The sequence below is a fragment of the Ruegeria sp. B11 genome, assembly GCF_056539785.1.
This window is the reverse complement of sequence record NZ_JBQFVO010000002.1, coordinates 333,110-351,855: the sequence shown is the minus strand read 5'-3', so window position 1 is coordinate 351,855 and position 18,746 is coordinate 333,110. Positions and strand designations below refer to the sequence as shown.

Genomic DNA, 18,746 nt, shown 5'->3' with positions numbered 1-18,746 from the left:
TTCAATAAAATGACCTGAACCAGTCTTGGGCAAACCGTCAAGATGCTCCGATGCAGCTCGTCGTTCATGTCACTCGCTACAAGCGCGTTGGCCGCGTTCACGCGAACTCATTAACCGCTGGGCAAACCTTGCTATTGCTATTGTACAAGGCATGCCCTGCCCGTGCATTTCTCGAAACTAGTGCCGTGATGTCTTAAGGCGCGCTTGACCAATATTGGGATCATGTTTCCCAAGGTGGATTTGAGCCAATCTCTGCGATCAGAAAATCCATGAATACCCGAACTTTGGGGGATAATACGTTGGACTTGGGATAGATAAGCCATAGTACATTGTCTTCCGTAGCCTCAAAATCTGGCAGAATTTGCATCAACCGGCCCGATTTCAGGTGATCATACACGCTCCACAGTGCGTTCAGGGATATTCCGGCGCCGGCCAGAGTGGCGCAGACCTGGCTTTGGCCGTCGTCTATGATCAATTGACCCTTAGCCATCGCTGGGTCAAATGCGGTTTTCTCACCTGCCTTACCCGTTAGCGTGCGCAATTGGCGATTTTGGAAAGCGATCAGGTGGTGGCTTTTCAGATCGGCAGGTGTTTTGGGTGTGCCGTATGTGTCAAGATAGTGCGGCGCGGCGCACAGTATGCGTCGGTCATCAGCCAATTTTCGGCCTTTCAGGCTGGTGTCGACAAGCGGCGCATTTCTTAGTGCAAGATCGTAACTCCCCTCGATAAGATCGAACTGCATATCCGACAGGCGCAAATCGAGCGTCAGATCGGGGTGCTGTTGAAGAAATTTCGGCAGGATTGGAGCAATGTAGAGCTGAGCAAAGGTGCTGGGCGCAGCGAAGCGCAATGTACCGCGGATGGTCGCTGTTTGTTTGCCCAACGCCGTAAGTGCCGCCTCTTCCTGCGCAATAATCTCTCGGGCGAAGGGCAGGAAATCGGCACCTTCAACAGACAGCGACACCTTGCGCGTTGTGCGATGTAACAGTTCGGAACCCAGGCTTTGCTCCAACTTGGCAAGCTTTGCGCTCGAGACAGCTGGAGCCATGCCCAAAGCGCGCCCCGCCGCACTGATGTTCAGCCTTTCTGCCGCCGCTACAAACAATCTCAGCGCGTCTGTATCAAGCCCCATTATATCGAAAACCCGAATTATCAATCCATGAATGGGCAGTTTATACGCAAATAGATTAGCGTTAAATCCCCTTCATGGATGCAATTCGGCATGGGAAGGAGACGCAGATGACGCGGACAGCCACTGTCAACTACCACGTTCACAAGCCCTGGCGGCAAGCCTTTGAACTAGATGCAGGCGGGATTGCTGGTAATTTGATTTCGCCCGAACTGGCCAGCACGGCTGTTGCATTGACAGATGCCCGCACCACGAGCAACACAGTTACATTCGCGTCTGATGCTGTTGAGTTCGCGCTGCTGGAAACGCAGATACAAGATTTTACCGGCGAGGTCTGGAAACCGACATACGATGCGGAGCTAACGGCAATGCTCTCGAACAAGTTAGGTGCGCGCGAGGTTGTGGTTTTTGATCACACGGTTCGGATAGATGACCCAGGAGCGACGCGCAAACCCGCGCGCAACGTCCACAGTGACTATAGCAAGGACGGAGCCGAACAGCGGCTTGTCGATCTTTTGGGTGCCGAGGCCGCAGCGGAGTGGGCGCGCGGTCACTATGCTTTTATTAATGTGTGGCGCCCTGTGAATCATCCTATCAACTCAGCACCCCTGGGCTTTGTTCGCCCGTCATCAGTTGAACCGTCTGACTGGATCTTACTGGACCTGATCTATCCCGACCGCAATGGGCAAATAATGGGGCTGGTAGGAAACCCCAGGCATGAATGGATTTATCAATCGAAGATGACGCCGGATGAGGTCGCGATCTTCAACATCTATGACAATCAAGGTGCTCCGTCGATCGCGCATAGTGCGCTTGATATGGTCGAAGATTCAAACGTCAACACCATTCGCAAAAGCATCGAGAGCCGCACATTGGTGCGCTATTAAAGGAGAGCCGGACATGTTGGATAAAATGCAGCCTGCTGATTTTGCCCAAATCAACGTGGCCTATAACCAGGTATTTCGACCGGGACGGCTAAGCGTTGGCCTTGTGTTGCCGCTCGAAGCATATGCAGTCGGTGCAGAGCCGACGCTTCGGGATCATCTGGAAGCGGCTCGGAAAGCGGAGAACCTCGGGTTTGCATCACTTTGGCTGCGCGACGTGCCATTCAACGTTCCAAGCTTTGGTGATGCAGGACAGATTTTCGATCCATTTGTCTATCTGGGTGCGCTTGCTGCGGTGACGGACCGAATTGCCCTTGGAACGGCGAGCGTGATCCTGCCATTGCGTCACCCCGCTCATGTAGCCAAGGCGGCGGCGAGCGCGGATGTGCTCTCGGGCGGACGGTTGCTCTTGGGTGTAGCCTCCGGGGACCGGCCTGAGGAGTATCCGGCTATGAACCAGAGCTATGATGACCGCGGGGCACGTTTCCGCGACAGCTTTGACTACATCCGCGCCGTTGGATTGGACTATCCCGAGCGTGAAAGTGCGCAGGGTACGCTGTCTGGCGGGATTGACCTGCTGCCAAAGCCGCATGGGACCCGCCTGCCGATGATTATTACGGGTGGTAGCCAGCAATCCCCCGATTGGGTGGCGCAGAACGGCGATGGTTGGATGACCTATCCGCGCAATGCGACTGCTCAAAGGCAGGTTATTGCGGACTATCGGAGGCGCGGGAAGGAAGCGGGCCAGCCAGACAAGCCTGTCATGCAATCCCTGTATATCGATGTCGTTGCCGATCACGCCGCACCACCGCGCCCGATCCATCTTGGGTTTCAGTCTGGCACCGATTTCCTGCGTAGCTATCTACGTGAAATAGAAACGCTTGGGGTCAATCACGTTGCACTGAACCTACGGTTCAATCAAGCGCCCATCGATACAACGCTCGAACACCTGGCGGATACCGTACTGCCCGACTTTTCCTAAAGGATCAGATCAATGACCAAGACTATACTCATTACAGGTTCAACCGACGGCATTGGTTTGCTCACGGCAAAGAAGCTGGCCGCCGATGGACACAAAGTACTTCTGCATGGACGCAGTACCTCCAAATTGGACAGCGCTGCCACCGACGTCGGCGGCTATGTCGAAACTTATACCGCTGATTTGAGCGATCTGTCCGCAGTGCGAGAACTGGCTGAAAGCGTAAAGGCCAAACATGACAAACTGGACGTGTTAATCAACAATGCAGGTGTGCTGAAAGCTCCGCAAACTGTGCTTGCGAATGGGCAGGACATCCGCTTTGTCGTCAACACACTCGCACCCTATTTGCTCACAGAATTGCTGATGCCCATCATTCCCGCCGACGGGCGCGTCGTGAACCTGTCATCGGCAGCGCAGGCCCCGGTGAATATAAATGCACTGGAGGGCAGTGTTCCGCTGGCTGATATGGAGGCTTATGCGCAAAGCAAGCTGGCGATCACCATCTGGACCCGGGAATGGGCCAAATCTCTGCCCGATGCACCCGTCATGGTCGCGGTAAATCCGGGATCGCTGTTGGCCTCAAAGATGGTGAAAGAAGGATTCGGCCTAGCCGGGAACGATATGAACATCGGCGCTGATATCCTGATTGACGCAGCATTGGGTGATCGGTTCGCTGATGCGTCAGGTGCCTATTTTGACAATGACAGCGGTGCCTTCGCGAATCCACATGCCGCAGCACTAGACAAAGCACATGTTGCCGACGTCATGAACTCGATCAGAGGTTTGATTAACCAGACCAACTGACCCGCGCTGCGCTAAATCCAGACGCGCTTCCAACTTTAACCTCCCTTACCCCTCGCGCGTGCCGCGTCGAGGCCCAAGAAAGGACTGTCTGATGAAATATGAGAGCTTTCAAACCTTTGACGTTGCTGTTGAAAACGGCATCGCAACAGTCACATTCAACTTTGGCACCGTAAACGTGCAAGGCCAGGAAATGCTGGCCGACCTCAACAGTCTGGCCATGCGGCTAGAGCGAGACCGCGAAACCAAGGTCGTGATCTTTCAATCCGCCAACCCGGAAATCTGGGTCTGCCACTACGATACCGAGCTGCTCAAGGATATGTCGACTGAGGCCGTATCCCGCGAGGACGCACAGCTTTTGGACCTTCAATCGGTCTGCGAGCGGATCAGCAAGGTGCCACAAGCCACCATCGCAAAGCTGGAAGGGTTCGCACGTGGTGGCGGACACGAGTTGGCGTTGGCGCTCGACATGCGATTTGCGGCGCGGGGTAAGTACAAGTTCATGCAGATGGAAGTTGGAATGGGCATCCTGCCTTGCGGCGGCGGTGCTTCGCGCATGGCACGTCAAACCGGCCTTGGAAAAGCGCTTGAGATCATCCTGAGCGCACAAGACTACGATGCGGATGATGCAGAACGTCTGGGCACCATAAACAAGGCTTTGGAGCCAGATGAGATTGGCCCGTATGTGACAGCGCTCGCCGAGCGGATCGCAAAATTCCCGGCAGAGTCGATCAATGCCTGCAAGCAGATGGTCTATGAATCCATTGACAAACCAATTGATGAAGCGCTGAAGGCCGAAGCCTATTGGCTGTATCAGGCCACAAGCAAAACCCCGGCGGTCAAACGGTTCACCATCGCGGATGAACAGGGTCTGGAACACGACATCGAAAACCAGCGCAAGTGGGGCGATCTGGTTATGCAGGTTCAGGATATCAACTGATCCGTCCTCCAACACAATGATCACGTCAGGCGTGCGCTGTTCAATGCCGCGCCTGACACTTCGTCAAAAAAAGGAATATCCCAATGAAAGCAATGGTTCTGAACGACTACGGACCCGATGCACCGTTCGAGCTTGTAGAAATGCTCGAACCGGTCGCAACGTCTGGGCATGTAGTCGTCAAAGTGGCCGCGACCAGCGTCAATACCGTCGATACAATGATCCGAAGCATGGGCGCGGATCTACCTCTGACCCCCAATTTGCCCGCGGTCCTTGGCATGGATTTTGCTGGCACAATCACAGCCGTTGGCGAAGGTGTTACAGGTTTTTCCATAGGCGATGAGGTGTATGGCTGCGCCGGTGGTTTGATGGACCTCCCTGGTTCGCTAGCCGAGTACATCAATGCGGATGCCCGCCTGATTGCACACAAACCCAAGACGCTGAGCATGCGAGAAGCCGCGGCGCTGCCTCTCGTGGGCATCACCGCCTACGAAGGATTGACGCGCGCCGGTGTCGGCGAAGGGCAGACCGTTCTGGTTCAAGGCGGTGCTGGTGGCGTTGGTCATGTTGCCGTTCAAGTTGCGCGCCACTTTGGCGCAACCGTTTCGGCAACAGGTCGCGGAGCAGATCAGTTAGCCCTGATCGAGGGTCTCGGTGCGCGCGCGTTGGATTTCACAACCCAAAAGGTCGAGGACTACGTGGCCGAACACACTGATGGCGTGGGCTTCGATGTGGTGTTTGATAGCGTGGGTGGGCCTAACATGACGAACTCGTTCGAAGCGGCCAAGCTCAATGGCCAAGTCGCCTCAACCGTCGCGATGGTCGAGATTGATCTGACACCTGTGCATTTCAAAGGTTTGTCTCTGCACGTCGTCTTCATGCTGATCCCGATGATGCATGATGTCGGGCGTCAATCCCATGGTGACATCTTGAAAACTCTGGCGGAAATGGCGGATGCGGGCCAACTCAAACCAATTGTTGACGAACAGAGGTTTGGGTGGACCAATGTCGATGCAGCCTATGAGCACCTGACAAACGGAGCGGCGGTCGGAAAAGTTGTTGTAGAGCTGTGAACGGAACCGGTCGGGATTGGTGCGTAGAGATATAATTGCGCACCATTCCAGTATGGCCTGATATTGATATCGACCGTCAGTACTCAGCCAAGCTGTATCCAAGTTGCAGCTCAGATTGCTATGAACTCAAAGCACTGGTCGGAGCTGACGCAGCACATGGATCCCCTCCGCTGCTGGCGATATTAACTGATACCGCCATTGCGGTTTCCAGTCCCAAGAACCTTTACTTCCAGCCAGTGGAAACCAAATGCGATCACGCCCGCGACGAGAATATAGAATACGGCCAACAGGATGAGCGGCTCGTAAATAATGAAAGTGTCGGAGCGCACACGTGAAGACACGGCGTAAATGTCGACGACAGTGATCGTCGCAACCAATGGAGTTGCTTTGAGCTGCAATATGGTTTCACCGCCCAATGTCGGCAGGACGTTGCGGATAGCCTGCGGCAACCAGATACGGCGAAACATGGTGAAACGTGGCATGCCAAATGCCTTGGCTGCCTCAAGCTGGCCCTTGGCGACCCCTTTGAAGGCACCGCGCATCACCTCTCCTTCGTAGCCGGCATAGGACAACGTCAGCGCCAGTACTGCATATGGCCAGGCCTGTCGCAAATAGGGCCACAACTCGGAAGAGCGTATCCAGGGGAACTGCGGAAACAAAGACCCAAGCCCATAATACAATAACCAGAGTTGCAGCAGCAGCGGTGTGCCACGGATGATAGTGCAAAATGCCTTGGCCGGGGCGGCAAGATACCAAGGCCCAACCGCCTGTGCCAATCCAAGAGGAACGGCGAGTAGGAAACCCAAAACTACGGTGACCACCAACAGCCAGATTGTCGTCCAAATGCCCTGAAGGGCGAGCGGCGCATATTTCGGGATCCAGTCCCACTGAAGAGAGACGGCGCACCAGACAACGATTCCAGCGAATATCAGCATCATCACAATGCGATGTGGTTGCATCAACGATCTGAAATCAATCATCTGCCCCCTCCCTTCAGAGAGGGTTGGCCGCGACGCGCCCATTTCTCAATCCGAGCGAAGATGCCGCCCGAACATAGCGTTACCATGAGATAAAGAAATCCCGCTGCCAGAAAGAAAGTAAAATAGGCGCGTGTACTGCTTGCAGCCTGGCGGGTTTCCAGTGTCAGCTCGTTGAAACCCACAACAGCGAGCAACGCGGTATCTTTGGTTGCAATCAGCCACAGGTTGGCAAGACCTGGCACGGCGAAGCTCATCATGGCCGGGATTGTCACGCGGCGCATGGTCATGAAGGCGGGCATACCGTAGGATTTGGCGGCTTCGATCTGACCGGGCGGAACCGCCTGAATTGCGCCGCGCAAAATCTCGGTCGCGTAAGCACCCTGGACAATACCCAGCACCCATATGCCTGCGCCAACACCACTGACCTCAACCCGACCCCCGCCCATTGCGGCGGAGATTTTGTTTATGATGTCAGATCCGACGTAATACAGGATCAGGATCAGGACCAGCTCGGGCACAGCCCGGATCACCGTCGTGTAGATGGCGAGAAGATCGCGCGTGACCTTCCCGCCATAGAGTTTGCCATAAGCTCCGAACAATCCGATCACGAGACCGAGGGCATAAGCGCCGAAAGCGATCTGCAATGAGTGGGCCAATCCGCGCAGCAGATTGGCCCCCCATCCCGGCGGCGAGAGCGACAAAAGCTCTGCGCTCTGCGCCAATCCAAGTGATTCCAACAGTCCGTTCACGGCAGCGGCTTAGTAAATGCTGGCCGAGAAATAGTTCGATGTGATCTTCTCGTGCGTGCCATCGGCAAGTATTGCGGCGATGCCTTTGTTCAGCGCCTCACGCAGGTCATCTTGCCCTTTGCGCACGCCAGCCCCAACGCCGCGTCCCAGAATAGCGGGATCATCTGCAACGGCGCCTTTAATTTCACAGCAAGCGCCCGCATCCGAGTTTACAAAGTCGGCCATTGCGATGCTGTCTGCTTGAGTTGCATCAATACGGCCTGCGAACAGGTCCTGATTGGCCTCATCCTGTGTCTGATAAACCCGCAGCTCAGCATCCTTAAAATATTCCTGCGCATAGGCCTGGTGGATGGTCGAAGCCTGAATGCCGACAACTTTACCCGCCAGCGACTCGGGTGTCGCTTCGATATCCATCGATTTGTCCGCAACGATTACAGCGGGTGTGTTGTAGTAAGGATCGCTGAAATCAATGGTTTTCAGCCGCTCCTCGGTGATCGACATAGAGGCCATGATGGCGTCGATTTGCTGCCCGGTCAGCGATGGGATGATACCATCCCAGGCTACAGGCGTTATAACACAGTCCAGTTCAGCAGCGGCACAGACAGCATTGATAACATCGATCTCCCATCCAACCCAGTTGCCTGAGCTGTCAAGCGAAGCGAATGGTGGATAAGGTTCAGCCGCGATACCGATCTTGACCTCTTCGGCACTGGCGACACCAACTGAAAGGATGGCGGCGGCAACTCCGGACGCAAGCAGTTTCTTAAGGTTCATTTTGTTACTCCCTTTTGGTTCATTAGTTTGTTTTGACTGGATCAGGCGACCGAGCTGAGGAACTGCTTCAACCGCTCTGATTTTGGATTACCGAAGACCTCGGCAGGTGGCCCCTGCTCTTCAATGCGGCCTTCGAAAAGATAGACAACGTGGCTGGCAACTTCGCGCGCAAATTTCATTTCATGGGTGACGAGCAGCATGGTGCGTCCTTCACCAGCGAGATCACGGATCACGTTCAAAACTTCGCCGACCAACTCGGGGTCCAGCGCCGATGTGGGCTCATCGAAAAGCATCACCGAAGGATCTACGGCAAGCGCACGGGCAATGGCGGCGCGTTGTTGCTGACCGCCAGATAGATAGGCCGGAAAGGTGTCGGCCTTGTCACCAAGCCCTACCCTTTTCAACAGGTCGTGCGCCCGCGAGATAGCCTCTGCCTTTGGCACCTTGAGGACATGTATCGGCACTTCAATCACGTTCTCCAAAAGCGTGCGATGAGTCCACAGATTGAACTGCTGAAAAACCATTGCCAGCCGCGTTCGGATACGCTCGATCTGGCGGCGGTTCGCGGGACTGCCATCGGCGTGCATTTCAACCAATTCACCGCCAATGGTGATTTTTCCCGAACTCGGCGTTTCCAAGAAGTTGATGCAGCGCAGCATGGTGGATTTGCCCGAACCTGATCCCCCGATGATTGCGACAACGTCCCCCTTGTTGGCAGTCAGGGAAACACCCTTCAGGACCTCTAGCGCACCAAAGGATTTGTGCAGGTCCTCAATCTTTATCGCCTCAACGGACGCAGTGGCTTCGAGTGTGGGTGATGCTGCTTCGGCTGTGTCCATATCCAACAATCTTCTGATTTCAGCTTGCAGTAAGCCTCGAATCTCGCAATTATGCAAGTGTATAATAACTCCATGCCATGGATGACACTGACGTGCAGGACGACAGCCGCAAATTTAAACGTGAGTCTGCTGAGTTTCGGCGCGAGGCGCTGATATTGGCGACTTTGGACCTGATCGCCGAGATGGGCGTCCGCGGTGCCACGGTGCGTGAGATTGCAGCCCGCGCGAACGTGACCCAAGGGTTGATCCGTCATTATTTCTCTTCAAAAGAAGAGTTGGTTCAGGCGGCGTATGAGCACCACATGAATACGCTAACCGATCAGACAGCAGCTTCGTCAGGAATGGGAAGCGCGGTATCTCAGTTGACCAACTTCGTTGACGCGTCGCTACGACCACCAATCGTTGATCCAAGCGCCGTGGCGTTGTGGGCCAGCTTTCTGAACAAGGTGCAACATGATTCAAAAATGCAGCGCATTCACCAGCAGACCTATAACTATTTCCGGGGTCACCTCGAGGAGCTGATCGTCGCCGCATTGCTGGAAACCGGACGTTCAGTTGCTGCAACGGAGGCAACGCAACTGGCCATTGCTTGCAACGCGGTAATCGACGGCCTTTGGATGGAAGGCGGTGCGCTTCCGGACGCGTTTTCCGAAGGGCAACTGGCGCGGATCGGCTTGGACTCCGTGAGCGCCATCCTGGGGATACCATTAAACAAAGAGGCGGAGCAGCCATGAAGACAACATCTGTGACTGAGCGTTTAGCGGGGTTGGGTGGTGCCAAATGGGGTGTGCACCTGAAAGCACGTGACCTTATCAAAGCCGGAGTGGATATCGTCGAAATGACGATTGGAGAACCGGATGTGCCCGTGCCAGCCGCATTGGTAGAAGCCACCGTAACCTCCTTGCGGGCACAACGGACAGGGTATTCCAACGGGCGCGGTGAAGCCGGACTGCTTGACGCGCTTGCTTCTCGCTATTCAGCCTCTCGTGGGCGGCCCTTCGGACCCGAGAACTTTTTGTGCTTTCCCGGGACGCAAACCGCCCTTTTCGCAGTGATGTCCGGGATTGCAGAGGCCGGAGACGAAGTTTTGGTTGGTGACCCGATGTACGCGACATACGAAGGAGTCGTGCGCGCATCCGGGGCGGATATCGTGCCTGTGCCGCTTCGGCCAGAGCAAGGGTTTCGCATGCAAGCCGAAGATATTGCTGCACGCATCACTCCACGCAGCCGCGCCATTCTTCTGACAACGCCACACAACCCGACAGGTGCAATTCTGACTACCACGGAAATTGCCGAAATCGGGCAGCTCGCCATGGCGCACGATTTATGGATCATCTCGGACGAGGTCTATGAAGAACTGATCTTTGACGAGGCCGAATTTGCTTCACCATTGGCTGACCCGAAACTGGCGGATCGTGTCATAGGTGTATCATCCATCTCGAAATCACATGCTGCCCCAGGGTTTCGTAGCGGTTGGTGTGTCGGACCAGCAGCGTTTTGTGAAGCGCTGCTGCCGTATTCCGAAACAATGCTCTTTGGCAATCAGCCCTTCATCGCGGACATGACCGAAAAGGCAATCCGCGACGGGTCCGAGGTTGCGCCCGGCATGGCCGCTCGTTTCTCTGGCCGCGCCACCCTGCTGGCTGATCGTCTTGAAGCAGAAACGGATCTGACGGTTCATCGCCCAGAGGCGGGAATGTTCGCCCTCATCAACGTTTCTGCCACCGGGTTTGATGGCGAAGCTTATGCGTGGGATCTGTTGCAGGCCGGGGTGGCTGTCATGCCAGGGTCCGCCTTTGGCGACGGTCTGAAAGACTGGGTCCGGGTCGCGCTGACGATTAGTGACGCCGATTTTGCCACAGCGGTTTCTCGCATCATTGATCACGCCAACAGCAAATCACGCGAGGTTGCATGAGCGGAATGACAATCGGTGAAGCTTTGGTTGCCAAGCTTCGCCAAAGAGATGTGACCTGCGTCTTCGGAATTCCGGGCGTTCACACGGTCGAACTTTACCGCGGTCTTGCGGCTTCGGGCATTCGTCATATCACGCCCAGGCATGAACAGGGTGCTGGTTTCATGGCTGATGGCTACGCGCGTGTTTCGGGGAAACCGGGTGTGACCTTTGTGATCACCGGCCCCGGATTGACCAACACCTTGACACCGATGGCGCAGGCGCGCGCTGATTCAATTCCGATGTTGGTGGTCTCTGGTGTCAATAAAACCGCTTCGCTTGGCAAGGGCTTAGGACATCTGCATGAATTGCCAGACCAACTGGGGCTGGCCAGAACAGTTGCGTTGGTGTCAGAACAAGTTCCCGACTCCAACGCTCTAGACCCGGTCTTGGACCGTGTTTTTCACGACCTTACCAACGGTCGCCCAGGGCCGGTGCATATAGAGGTCCCGTTGGATGTAGCAGCAGAAAAATATCAAAAAACACCAGTCGAGACGCTCGATCCAGCACCCCCGGTCAATCCAGATTTAATCTCACAAGCGGCAAGGCAACTGGCTAAAGCAAATCGAGTTGTCATTCTGGCGGGCGGTGGCGCGAAACAAGCTGAAACCGATTTACAGACATTGGCTGAAACCCTCGATGCCCCCGTCGTGCAAACCGTCAACGCACGGGGCATGATGCACGGACATCCACTGACCGTTCCTGCCAGCCCGAGCCTCAAAGCAGTACGCGAGCTGATAGAAAGCGCTGATTGCGTTCTGGCTTTGGGAACCGAATTGGGGCCAACCGACTATGACATGTACGCCACCGAGCAAATAGCAGGAAGGTCAGGCCTGATCCGGGTGGATCGCTGCAGCGATCAACTGGCGCGACATGAGGCAGCGCTAACCATTCAAGGTGACGTTAATTTGGTTGTACCGGCGCTGTTTGGGGCATTGTCCAATGAGGCAAAGCAAGACGACGGTGCCGAACGCGCCAGCAAAACACGCCGCGCCGCCTGGGAGGAAATTGGTCCGGGCTATCGCCATCAGGTCGAAATCCTGAACGCTATTCGCTCGGCAGTTCCGAATGCATTGATGGTCGGAGACTCAACCCAACCAATTTATGCCGGCAATCTTTTCTACGACCACGACCGGGCCGGAGGTTGGTTCAACGCAGCAACGGGATATGGCGCGCTCGGCTACGGGATACCCGCTGCCATCGGCGCGTCAATCGCCGATCCGACTGCAAGGGCGATCTGCATTGTCGGCGATGGAGGTGCACAGTTTTCATTGCCTGAAATCATGGCCGCAGCAGATGAAAACCTGCCGGTCACCTTCGTGATCTGGAACAATCATGGATACCAGGAAATTGCCGCGTCGATGCGGGATGTGGGTGTGACCGTCATAGGTTGTGATCCTTCGCCCCCGAATTTTTCTGCATCAGCCAAGTCTTTTGGCATTCCATTCACCAAGGTTCCGGCCGAACCACAGGCCGTCGCGCAGGCGTTGCGCGAAACTGTCGCTTTAGATGGGCCTGCAATGATCGAAGTCATCGCTCCGAAATGTGAACCTCAGAAAGATTGAAACATGTCAGACCCGACCTTTGAGTTCTCCCGCGCCATCACCCGCCGCCCGGCTGCGACCATTGCTGGCGGTTTGCGTGCAAAGGATATTGGAAACCCCGATTTCGAAGGGATGATGGCGGCACATAAGGCTTACGTGGCTGCACTGAAAAGCACCGGGTCTGAAGTGATCGAACTTGATCCCCTTGACGCGTTCCCCGACGCACAGTTTGTCGAAGATACGGCCCTTTGCCTGCCGCAAGGCGCTGTGCTGATGCGGCCAGGCGCACCATCGCGGATGGGTGAGGTGGCAGAAATGGCGCCAAATCTTCGCGCTTGCTACGAGACGGTTCTGGAAATCAACGGCCCCGGCCATATCGAGGGCGGAGATATTCTTGTAACCGGTCGCGAAATTTTGGTGGGCAGATCAGACCGCACTGACGCTGAAGGTGTCGCCGAGCTGTCTAAAATCACCTCCGCGTGGGGCCACAAACTGCGCGAAGTGTTTACACCGGAAGGCGTTTTGCACTTCAAGACAGATTGTTCACTGATGGATGCCGAAACAATCCTGTCTACCCGAAGACTTGATGCATCAGGCTGCTTTGAGGGCTACCGAGTGCTTCATGTTGCTGATGGGGAAGAAGCTGCTGCCAACGCGATCCGCTTCAACAATCTGGTGCTGATGGCTGCAGGCTTCTCACGCACAGCGGACATGTTGGATCGTGAAGGGTTTGAGATCGTAGAAATTGACAACACCGATTGCGCCAAGCTGGATGGCGGCATGTCATGTCTCTCGCTAAGATTTTGAAGGGTTATTCGTCAACCTTTGGTTATCGGCGGTCTTTTAGTTGGCTAATGAATATCAAGCTTTTTAACCGAAAGCTAATTTGCGATTGCCCTCCAAGGTACTAAAAATAGTAAGGATTTTGCGGCGAAGCTTGTATAAACTGCATTCTGAGCAAGATTGGCAGTACTCGATTGACGCTCCTTCCTTGTTCAATGAACGAGATACAAAAAAACGGGTGAACCTTGCATATCCTTTAGTGGGCACAGCGAATGAGCAATCTCTTCCAAAAGACAATCCTCAGCTAGCTCGAACGCTGGTTAGGTAAAACCGATAACGATGCGCCATACTTGACGCCAATTATGGATCTGATTGAATAGGAACACTAACTACCGCCTTCCTTCAGCATGGCCTGGTTGTCACTGGATGACATACCCCAAAGCCCGTTAATCATTGCAACCGTCAACCTGCTGGCCACGACCGAAACGATGTTAGTTTGGAGAACAAACGCATCAACAAGGTTCGGATGGATATTGGGTCCTGAAAGTCCACCCTTTCTATCAGCACTGACATTGGCTGCTATCCCGCGCGAAGCCCTTTTGGAAGTTTTTGAAACATAACCTCGCTAAGAAACTCCGCTCCAAATGGCGAACTAATCGCGGTTTCAATTGTTTCAATAATATCTCGGATCACTTGATTGACACGTTCGTCGTCAATTATCACCAGACGGGTCGGACGCTTCTAAAGGCGAACATCGTTCTTTTCGGGCGTAATTATGATACCAGCATCAACAAGGAAGCTACCGCTCGTTTCGAGGTTTGCCTTTATAGATTGGACCGAGAATATGACTGCCATCAACCATACTTAGAAAACTGAGCCGAACTGCATGTGATATCCATATGCCCGACAACAAACTCGCCTCAACCAATTGTAATCGCGTAACGACCTAAAGCTTCTGCTCCAACGGCGGTTAAGATAATAGAAAAGCGCATTTCCGACATTGGCGCGATTTGCCTTGTCAGTCACTTTTGGCTCCACAGCGGTCATCGGAGCAAATGCTGCATCCTGTGATTTTGTATTGCATCAACGCCGAGCTGTCGTTGTTGGCGGGCATGGCGGATCGGAACATCAGCCATGGAAACGCCAAACTTAACTGCTATACGCTCACTTCGTCCAGCCTGGAACGAAAGGCGTATTGCAGGTTAACAGCGCCCGCTGAAACCAAAACACGTTTGGGCGATCCAATTGCTCCACGAGCTCGCCGAAAATCATCGAGATCTAGCGCCCTTCAACATGGTAATCGATAGCAAGTTGCGCGGCTGCGATCTGATGAGGCTGAAGGTGGTCAATGTTAGATCATCGAGTCAGATCGATCGGCCGCAAAGCCAGCGCCTAAAGAACCCGTTCAATAAGAGAACCAAGGTCACTCAGATCTACAAGATGCGCCCAGCGTACGCGGTCTTCGCAATTCGTTACATAACCGTTGGCAGCACCGGAGCGATAAAGGCATCTTTGCGCCGAGTTTGATAGAGTTGGCTGCTGATTAACGGTGAGGAAATGAGCATGATGGTTGACGCAACATATCTCGGAGTCAGTCGCACGGCGTTCAGTCTTTCGATGATAAAGGGAGCGCGGGCGCCTGATTGGCAGAACCAAGGTCGAAATGAACACAAATCTGTACGCGATCTGCAACAGCCTCGAGAGCCAAATAAACCTGTTTGAGACCGCCGGGCAGGTCAGCGATCACTTCCGTGCGCTGGCATTGATGAGCAGCCTGCCGTTATGCGACGCGGCAGGATCATATAGCGGAAATCTGAGGCGAGTTTCTGCGAGTTCGGTGGGGTCATAAACTGTTTCAGATCGACCTTGTCGATCTCAGACCGTCTGTATAAAACTGGGGCTTTAGATAAGATTATCTCTGCCACATAATCTCGCTTGTTTTGGCGTTTTTCATTGCCCCAGCTATACTTTCGAATACCACGAACGGTACAACATCATGGGTAGCGGACATCCGGTCGATTGCCTTGCAGTTCAGACATGTTGTTGCCTTTGAAGTCTAGTCCCGTTTGAGCCTTCCTAAGGCTCTCTGGCGCATAAAAACTTGTAATAACTTAACCAACATCAGAAAAAGCGAAGCTGACCGGCGGGTATTGCCACTTCATAAACCGCCTCGTAATTTGATCTATGCCCAGCACATCAAGGGCTCAAAATATAGGAGAGTTTATGGATCTCGGAACTTACGATTATGCAGTAGTAGGCGCCGGGATTGTCGGAGTAGCTACCGCGCTGGAGCTTTCCAGACGAGCGCCCAAAGCGCGGATATTGCTAATCGAAAAAGAAGATGCTCCAGCACGTCACCAAACCGGCCGTAACAGCGGTGTGGTCCATACTGGTGCCTACTACAAGCCGGGCAGTAAAAAGGCGCGATTTTGTCGTGAAGGACTGCTTAGAACGAAGCACTATTGCGAGACAAAGGGCTTGAAGTACGAGACACGCGGGAAGCTCTTAGTCGCCACGAACGATCAAGAGAAAGCTCGACTTGGCGACCTGGCGGATCGCGCGCGCCAGAACGGCGTAACAGTTCAAGACCTGTCTTTGGCCGACCTAACTTCCTTGGAACCCAACGTAGCGGGGTGCGCCGCTGTTCGGCTACCAGACACCGCGATTGTAGACTACTCCCAAATAGCTCGGTCACTCCTTGAGGACTTCGTGGCTAATGGAGGGACATTTCTATATTCCACCCCTTTGGTAGGCATCGATAACAGTTATGGAAAAACCGCGCTCATCACACTAAAGGGTATGATCGGGTGTGAGCATCTTGTTGTTTGTGGAGGTTTGCAATCCGACCGTATAATTCGCATGGCGGGACTTGCGTGCGATGCCAAAGTCGTACCGTTTCGGGGGGAATATTATCGTCTTCCAAAACGAAAATCCAAACTGGTCAAGCATCTGATTTATCCTGTGCCTGACCCCAACCTACCGTTTCTAGGTATCCATTTGACGCCTATGATTGATGGATCGATCAATGTCGGTCCGAATGCCATCATATCATTGGCACGCGAAAGATACTCCAAGGTGTCATTCAGCTTAGCAGACTTTCGTGAAATGGCCTTGTTCGCAGGCTTTTGGCGATCTCTTGCCAAGCATCCTTGCGCCATAGCCAATGAAATTCGAAGCGCGGTGTCAAAGCGTTACTATCTCAAACAAGTTCAGAAATACTGTCCAAAAGTTGAATTGCGGGATTTGTGTCACTACGTGGCAGGCCATCGTGCCCAGATCGTTCATCCTGACGGGCGACTTGAAGACGATTTTCTGTTCAGATCTCAGGATCGTATGACGTTCGTATTAAATGCGCCTTCGCCGGCAGCAACAAGCGCTATGCCAATCGCTCAGGAAATATGCGAGCGAGTACTGAGCCAATAGCTAGCTGCAGATAAATCGATGGTCACCGCGCCAACAGAGGTTCCCGCTGTTGGCGTTGTAGTTGGTGCAAGTTTTTGATCGTAGAAATTGGTCGGGCGCGACAGCGTGCTTGAAAGGCCGGTTTGGGATGCTTCCAGAGTAATGGGCAGAAAGCGACTGGTTTTATTCAAAAACAAAGTGTTACGCGCGCAGAATGCAATGATCTGAACACGGCAAAAACGCCTTCCCGATTAGGCTTTGCGTGTTTGTTACGGTGCGGTAAAGATATTGACCCATTTGTGTATGTTCTGGGCGGTGGCAGTGAGGGTTAATTTTCAATTTGCGCCATACGGGCCACAAAATCGGAGCCGTCCTAACCCAAGTACGCGTTTGAAGTGAGCGAAGAGCGTTTCGTTCTTCTTCCGCAGCTTCATCGAGATATCCTACCGGCGGGTCTTTCAATTAGATGACCCTGCTGCACCATGTAACAGCCGGTTCTTTTTCTTGTACGGCTGAACAATGAGAACAAAAAGAAGGAGACTTTTATTTGTTCTTGAGAATTTACAGATAAAACTCAATTGCTTATAAGATGATCTTGGACAAGTTGACCGCATCAATTCACCCCGACGGGTCTGTTGGTTTCCTGCAAACTAGCCGCAGTGCCGTCCACAACATTCTAGGGAGTAATCCATGAGCAAGTGTTCAGATAACCTTAGAAATAGATGCTTGCCTAAGTGATCTTGGCGCATACTCTGACATCGCAACGGCGCCCTGTTACTGACAACAAACGAGTTGTAAACACGCGAGCAGGCAGGAACGCTTAGAAAAACCCATACTATTTCCAGCAAAACAAAAGTCGCTAGTCATCCCAGTTCAGTTCAAGCTCTTCGCGAAAGGCAAACCGTTTTAGGTGATCGGAAATCACTGTCTTCCAACTGTCCAAGTCATCGCGTGGCTGCGCCGAGGCGCGAACTTCCAGTGCTACTGGCGTCGCCTTTAGTTCGACGGCATTACCACTGTCAAAAAAAACGGTTCCAGTATTTACATCGAACTCGACCTGTCCCTTATGTGACCAATGTTTGCACAATTGCTGTAAGTACTTGCTGGCATTTTCTGTTGTCGCCGATCCGATTGCGTTCTGTCGCGGCAAAAGCGCGAGGCCGTTTTGCGCTTTGGCGCGCATGCTTTTTGCGAAAAGGGTGACGTCAATTTCAGTGGCCAGAAAGGTCACGCCGATCTCAAGGCACCTACGCTGCATTGCTGGGTCCAGTGTTAGGATACCCGCGGCTTTACCTGCCGCGACGATGCGGGTCAGCGCGTCTTCAATGGCCTCCACAACATCTGGATGCCCGGCGTTGCCGATATGACCCATGTCGGCGGCCAGATCTGCAGGTCCGATAAAAACTCCGTCTACTCCATCAATCGTCAGAATGTCGTCCAGAGCAGCCATGCCCGCGTTGTTCTCAACCTGTAGCAGCAGACAAATCTGCTCATCCGCCGTATCGAGGTAGTCCGGGATCTCGGCAAATTGCGAAGCTCGCGCAAGGGATGATCCCACACCTCGCACGCCGTGTGGGGGGTATTGCACCGCGCGTACCAGTTCGCGCGCCTGATCAGCGCTTTCGACCATCGGCACCAGAATACTCTGAACACCCGCATCGAGATATTGCTTGATCATCCATGTCTCACCAATCGGTAGACGTGCAACGGGCGCGCTGCCCGAACTTTCGATCACTCGCACCTGTTCAAGGGTCGAGCGCAGGTCGTTTGGTGCGTGTTCGCCATCGACCAACAACCAATCGAACCCTGCGGTCGCGGAAATTTCTGCTGCATATGCGTCGACCATTCCGATCCAGCACCCGACCTGAGGCTTTCCAGCCTTTAATGCGGCCTTAAAGGTGTTCTTTGGTGCGGGCATGTC

General features: G+C 53.8%; 17 protein-coding genes and 1 pseudogene. 11 read left to right on the top strand and 7 right to left on the bottom strand.

What is annotated here, in order from left to right; genetic code table 11:
* Positions 1–220: 220 nt before the first annotated feature.
* Positions 221–1,132, bottom strand: a complete 912-nt coding sequence (locus tag ACR0I1_RS09390; protein ID WP_480706100.1) for a LysR family transcriptional regulator — start codon at positions 1,130–1,132, stop codon at positions 221–223.
* Between the two features lie 74 nt (positions 1,133–1,206).
* Here ACR0I1_RS09390 and ACR0I1_RS09385 point away from each other — a divergent pair, with 74 nt between their 5' ends.
* From ACR0I1_RS09385 to ACR0I1_RS09365, 5 genes are all read left to right on the top strand, one after another.
* The gene (locus tag ACR0I1_RS09385) at positions 1,207–2,016 is read left to right on the top strand and encodes a CmcJ/NvfI family oxidoreductase (protein ID WP_480706098.1); all 810 of its coding nucleotides are present in this window, start codon (positions 1,207–1,209) and stop codon (positions 2,014–2,016) included.
* Positions 2,017–2,029: 13 nt separating this feature from the next.
* Positions 2,030–2,995: an LLM class oxidoreductase gene (locus tag ACR0I1_RS09380; RefSeq protein WP_480706096.1), complete on the top strand. Its 966-nt coding sequence runs from the start codon at positions 2,030–2,032 to the stop codon at positions 2,993–2,995.
* A gap of 12 nt (positions 2,996–3,007) precedes the next feature.
* Complete coding sequence (locus tag ACR0I1_RS09375) at positions 3,008–3,796, top strand: SDR family NAD(P)-dependent oxidoreductase (protein ID WP_223118530.1); 789 nt, start codon at positions 3,008–3,010, stop codon at positions 3,794–3,796.
* A 91-nt stretch (positions 3,797–3,887) separates the two neighbouring features.
* Entirely contained in the window at positions 3,888–4,733 is an 846-nt protein-coding gene (locus ACR0I1_RS09370; protein WP_170596288.1) for an enoyl-CoA hydratase/isomerase family protein, read from the top strand.
* An 83-nt stretch (positions 4,734–4,816) separates the two neighbouring features.
* Complete coding sequence (locus ACR0I1_RS09365; RefSeq protein WP_480706094.1) at positions 4,817–5,803, top strand: zinc-dependent alcohol dehydrogenase family protein; 987 nt, start codon at positions 4,817–4,819, stop codon at positions 5,801–5,803.
* A 182-nt stretch (positions 5,804–5,985) separates the two neighbouring features.
* Here the strand turns inward: ACR0I1_RS09365 and ACR0I1_RS09360 are convergent, their stop codons facing one another.
* Genes ACR0I1_RS09360 through ACR0I1_RS09345 form a run of 4 tightly spaced genes read right to left on the bottom strand, consistent with a single transcriptional unit; the run spans position 5,986 to position 9,145 of the window.
* Positions 5,986–6,783, bottom strand: coding sequence for an ABC transporter permease (locus tag ACR0I1_RS09360; protein WP_170625582.1), 798 nt, complete (start codon positions 6,781–6,783; stop codon positions 5,986–5,988).
* On the bottom strand, positions 6,780–7,532 hold the full coding sequence (locus ACR0I1_RS09355; protein ID WP_480706092.1) for an ABC transporter permease: 753 nt from the start codon (positions 7,530–7,532) through the stop codon (positions 6,780–6,782). Before ACR0I1_RS09355 ends, ACR0I1_RS09360 begins: the two co-directional genes overlap by 4 nt.
* Before the next feature lie 9 nt (positions 7,533–7,541).
* The gene (locus ACR0I1_RS09350; RefSeq protein WP_170394204.1) at positions 7,542–8,306 is read right to left on the bottom strand and encodes a transporter substrate-binding domain-containing protein; all 765 of its coding nucleotides are present in this window, start codon (positions 8,304–8,306) and stop codon (positions 7,542–7,544) included.
* Positions 8,307–8,347: 41 nt separating this feature from the next.
* Positions 8,348–9,145, bottom strand: a complete 798-nt coding sequence (locus tag ACR0I1_RS09345) for an ABC transporter ATP-binding protein (RefSeq protein ID WP_480706090.1) — start codon at positions 9,143–9,145, stop codon at positions 8,348–8,350.
* A gap of 77 nt (positions 9,146–9,222) precedes the next feature.
* Here ACR0I1_RS09345 and ACR0I1_RS09340 point away from each other — a divergent pair, with 77 nt between their 5' ends.
* From ACR0I1_RS09340 to lhgO, 6 genes are all read left to right on the top strand, one after another.
* Positions 9,223–9,879: a TetR/AcrR family transcriptional regulator gene (locus ACR0I1_RS09340; RefSeq protein WP_480706088.1), complete on the top strand. Its 657-nt coding sequence runs from the start codon at positions 9,223–9,225 to the stop codon at positions 9,877–9,879.
* On the top strand, positions 9,876–11,060 hold the full coding sequence (locus ACR0I1_RS09335; protein WP_480706086.1) for a pyridoxal phosphate-dependent aminotransferase: 1,185 nt from the start codon (positions 9,876–9,878) through the stop codon (positions 11,058–11,060). The genes ACR0I1_RS09340 and ACR0I1_RS09335 overlap by 4 nt, the downstream gene beginning before the upstream one ends.
* Positions 11,057–12,661 (top strand): 5-guanidino-2-oxopentanoate decarboxylase, encoded by a 1,605-nt coding sequence (locus ACR0I1_RS09330; RefSeq protein ID WP_480706084.1) that lies wholly within the window; start codon positions 11,057–11,059, stop codon positions 12,659–12,661. Before ACR0I1_RS09335 ends, ACR0I1_RS09330 begins: the two co-directional genes overlap by 4 nt.
* A gap of 3 nt (positions 12,662–12,664) precedes the next feature.
* A complete protein-coding gene (locus ACR0I1_RS09325) occupies positions 12,665–13,447 on the top strand; it encodes an arginine deiminase family protein (protein ID WP_480706082.1) in 783 nt (260 codons plus the stop codon).
* 383 nt (positions 13,448–13,830) lie between these two features.
* Entirely contained in the window at positions 13,831–14,043 is a 213-nt protein-coding gene (locus ACR0I1_RS09320; protein WP_480706081.1) for a hypothetical protein, read from the top strand.
* A gap of 1,603 nt (positions 14,044–15,646) precedes the next feature.
* Entirely contained in the window at positions 15,647–16,846 is a 1,200-nt protein-coding gene (gene lhgO, locus ACR0I1_RS09315) for an L-2-hydroxyglutarate oxidase (RefSeq protein ID WP_480706079.1), read from the top strand.
* Between the two features lie 248 nt (positions 16,847–17,094).
* Here lhgO and ACR0I1_RS09310 read toward each other — a convergent pair.
* A pseudogene (locus ACR0I1_RS09310) lies at positions 17,095–17,265 on the bottom strand (IS5/IS1182 family transposase); the annotation flags it as partial.
* Between the two features lie 419 nt (positions 17,266–17,684).
* Positions 17,685–18,743 (bottom strand): aldolase/citrate lyase family protein, encoded by a 1,059-nt coding sequence (locus ACR0I1_RS09305; RefSeq protein ID WP_480706078.1) that lies wholly within the window; start codon positions 18,741–18,743, stop codon positions 17,685–17,687.
* Positions 18,744–18,746: the final 3 nt, after the last annotated feature.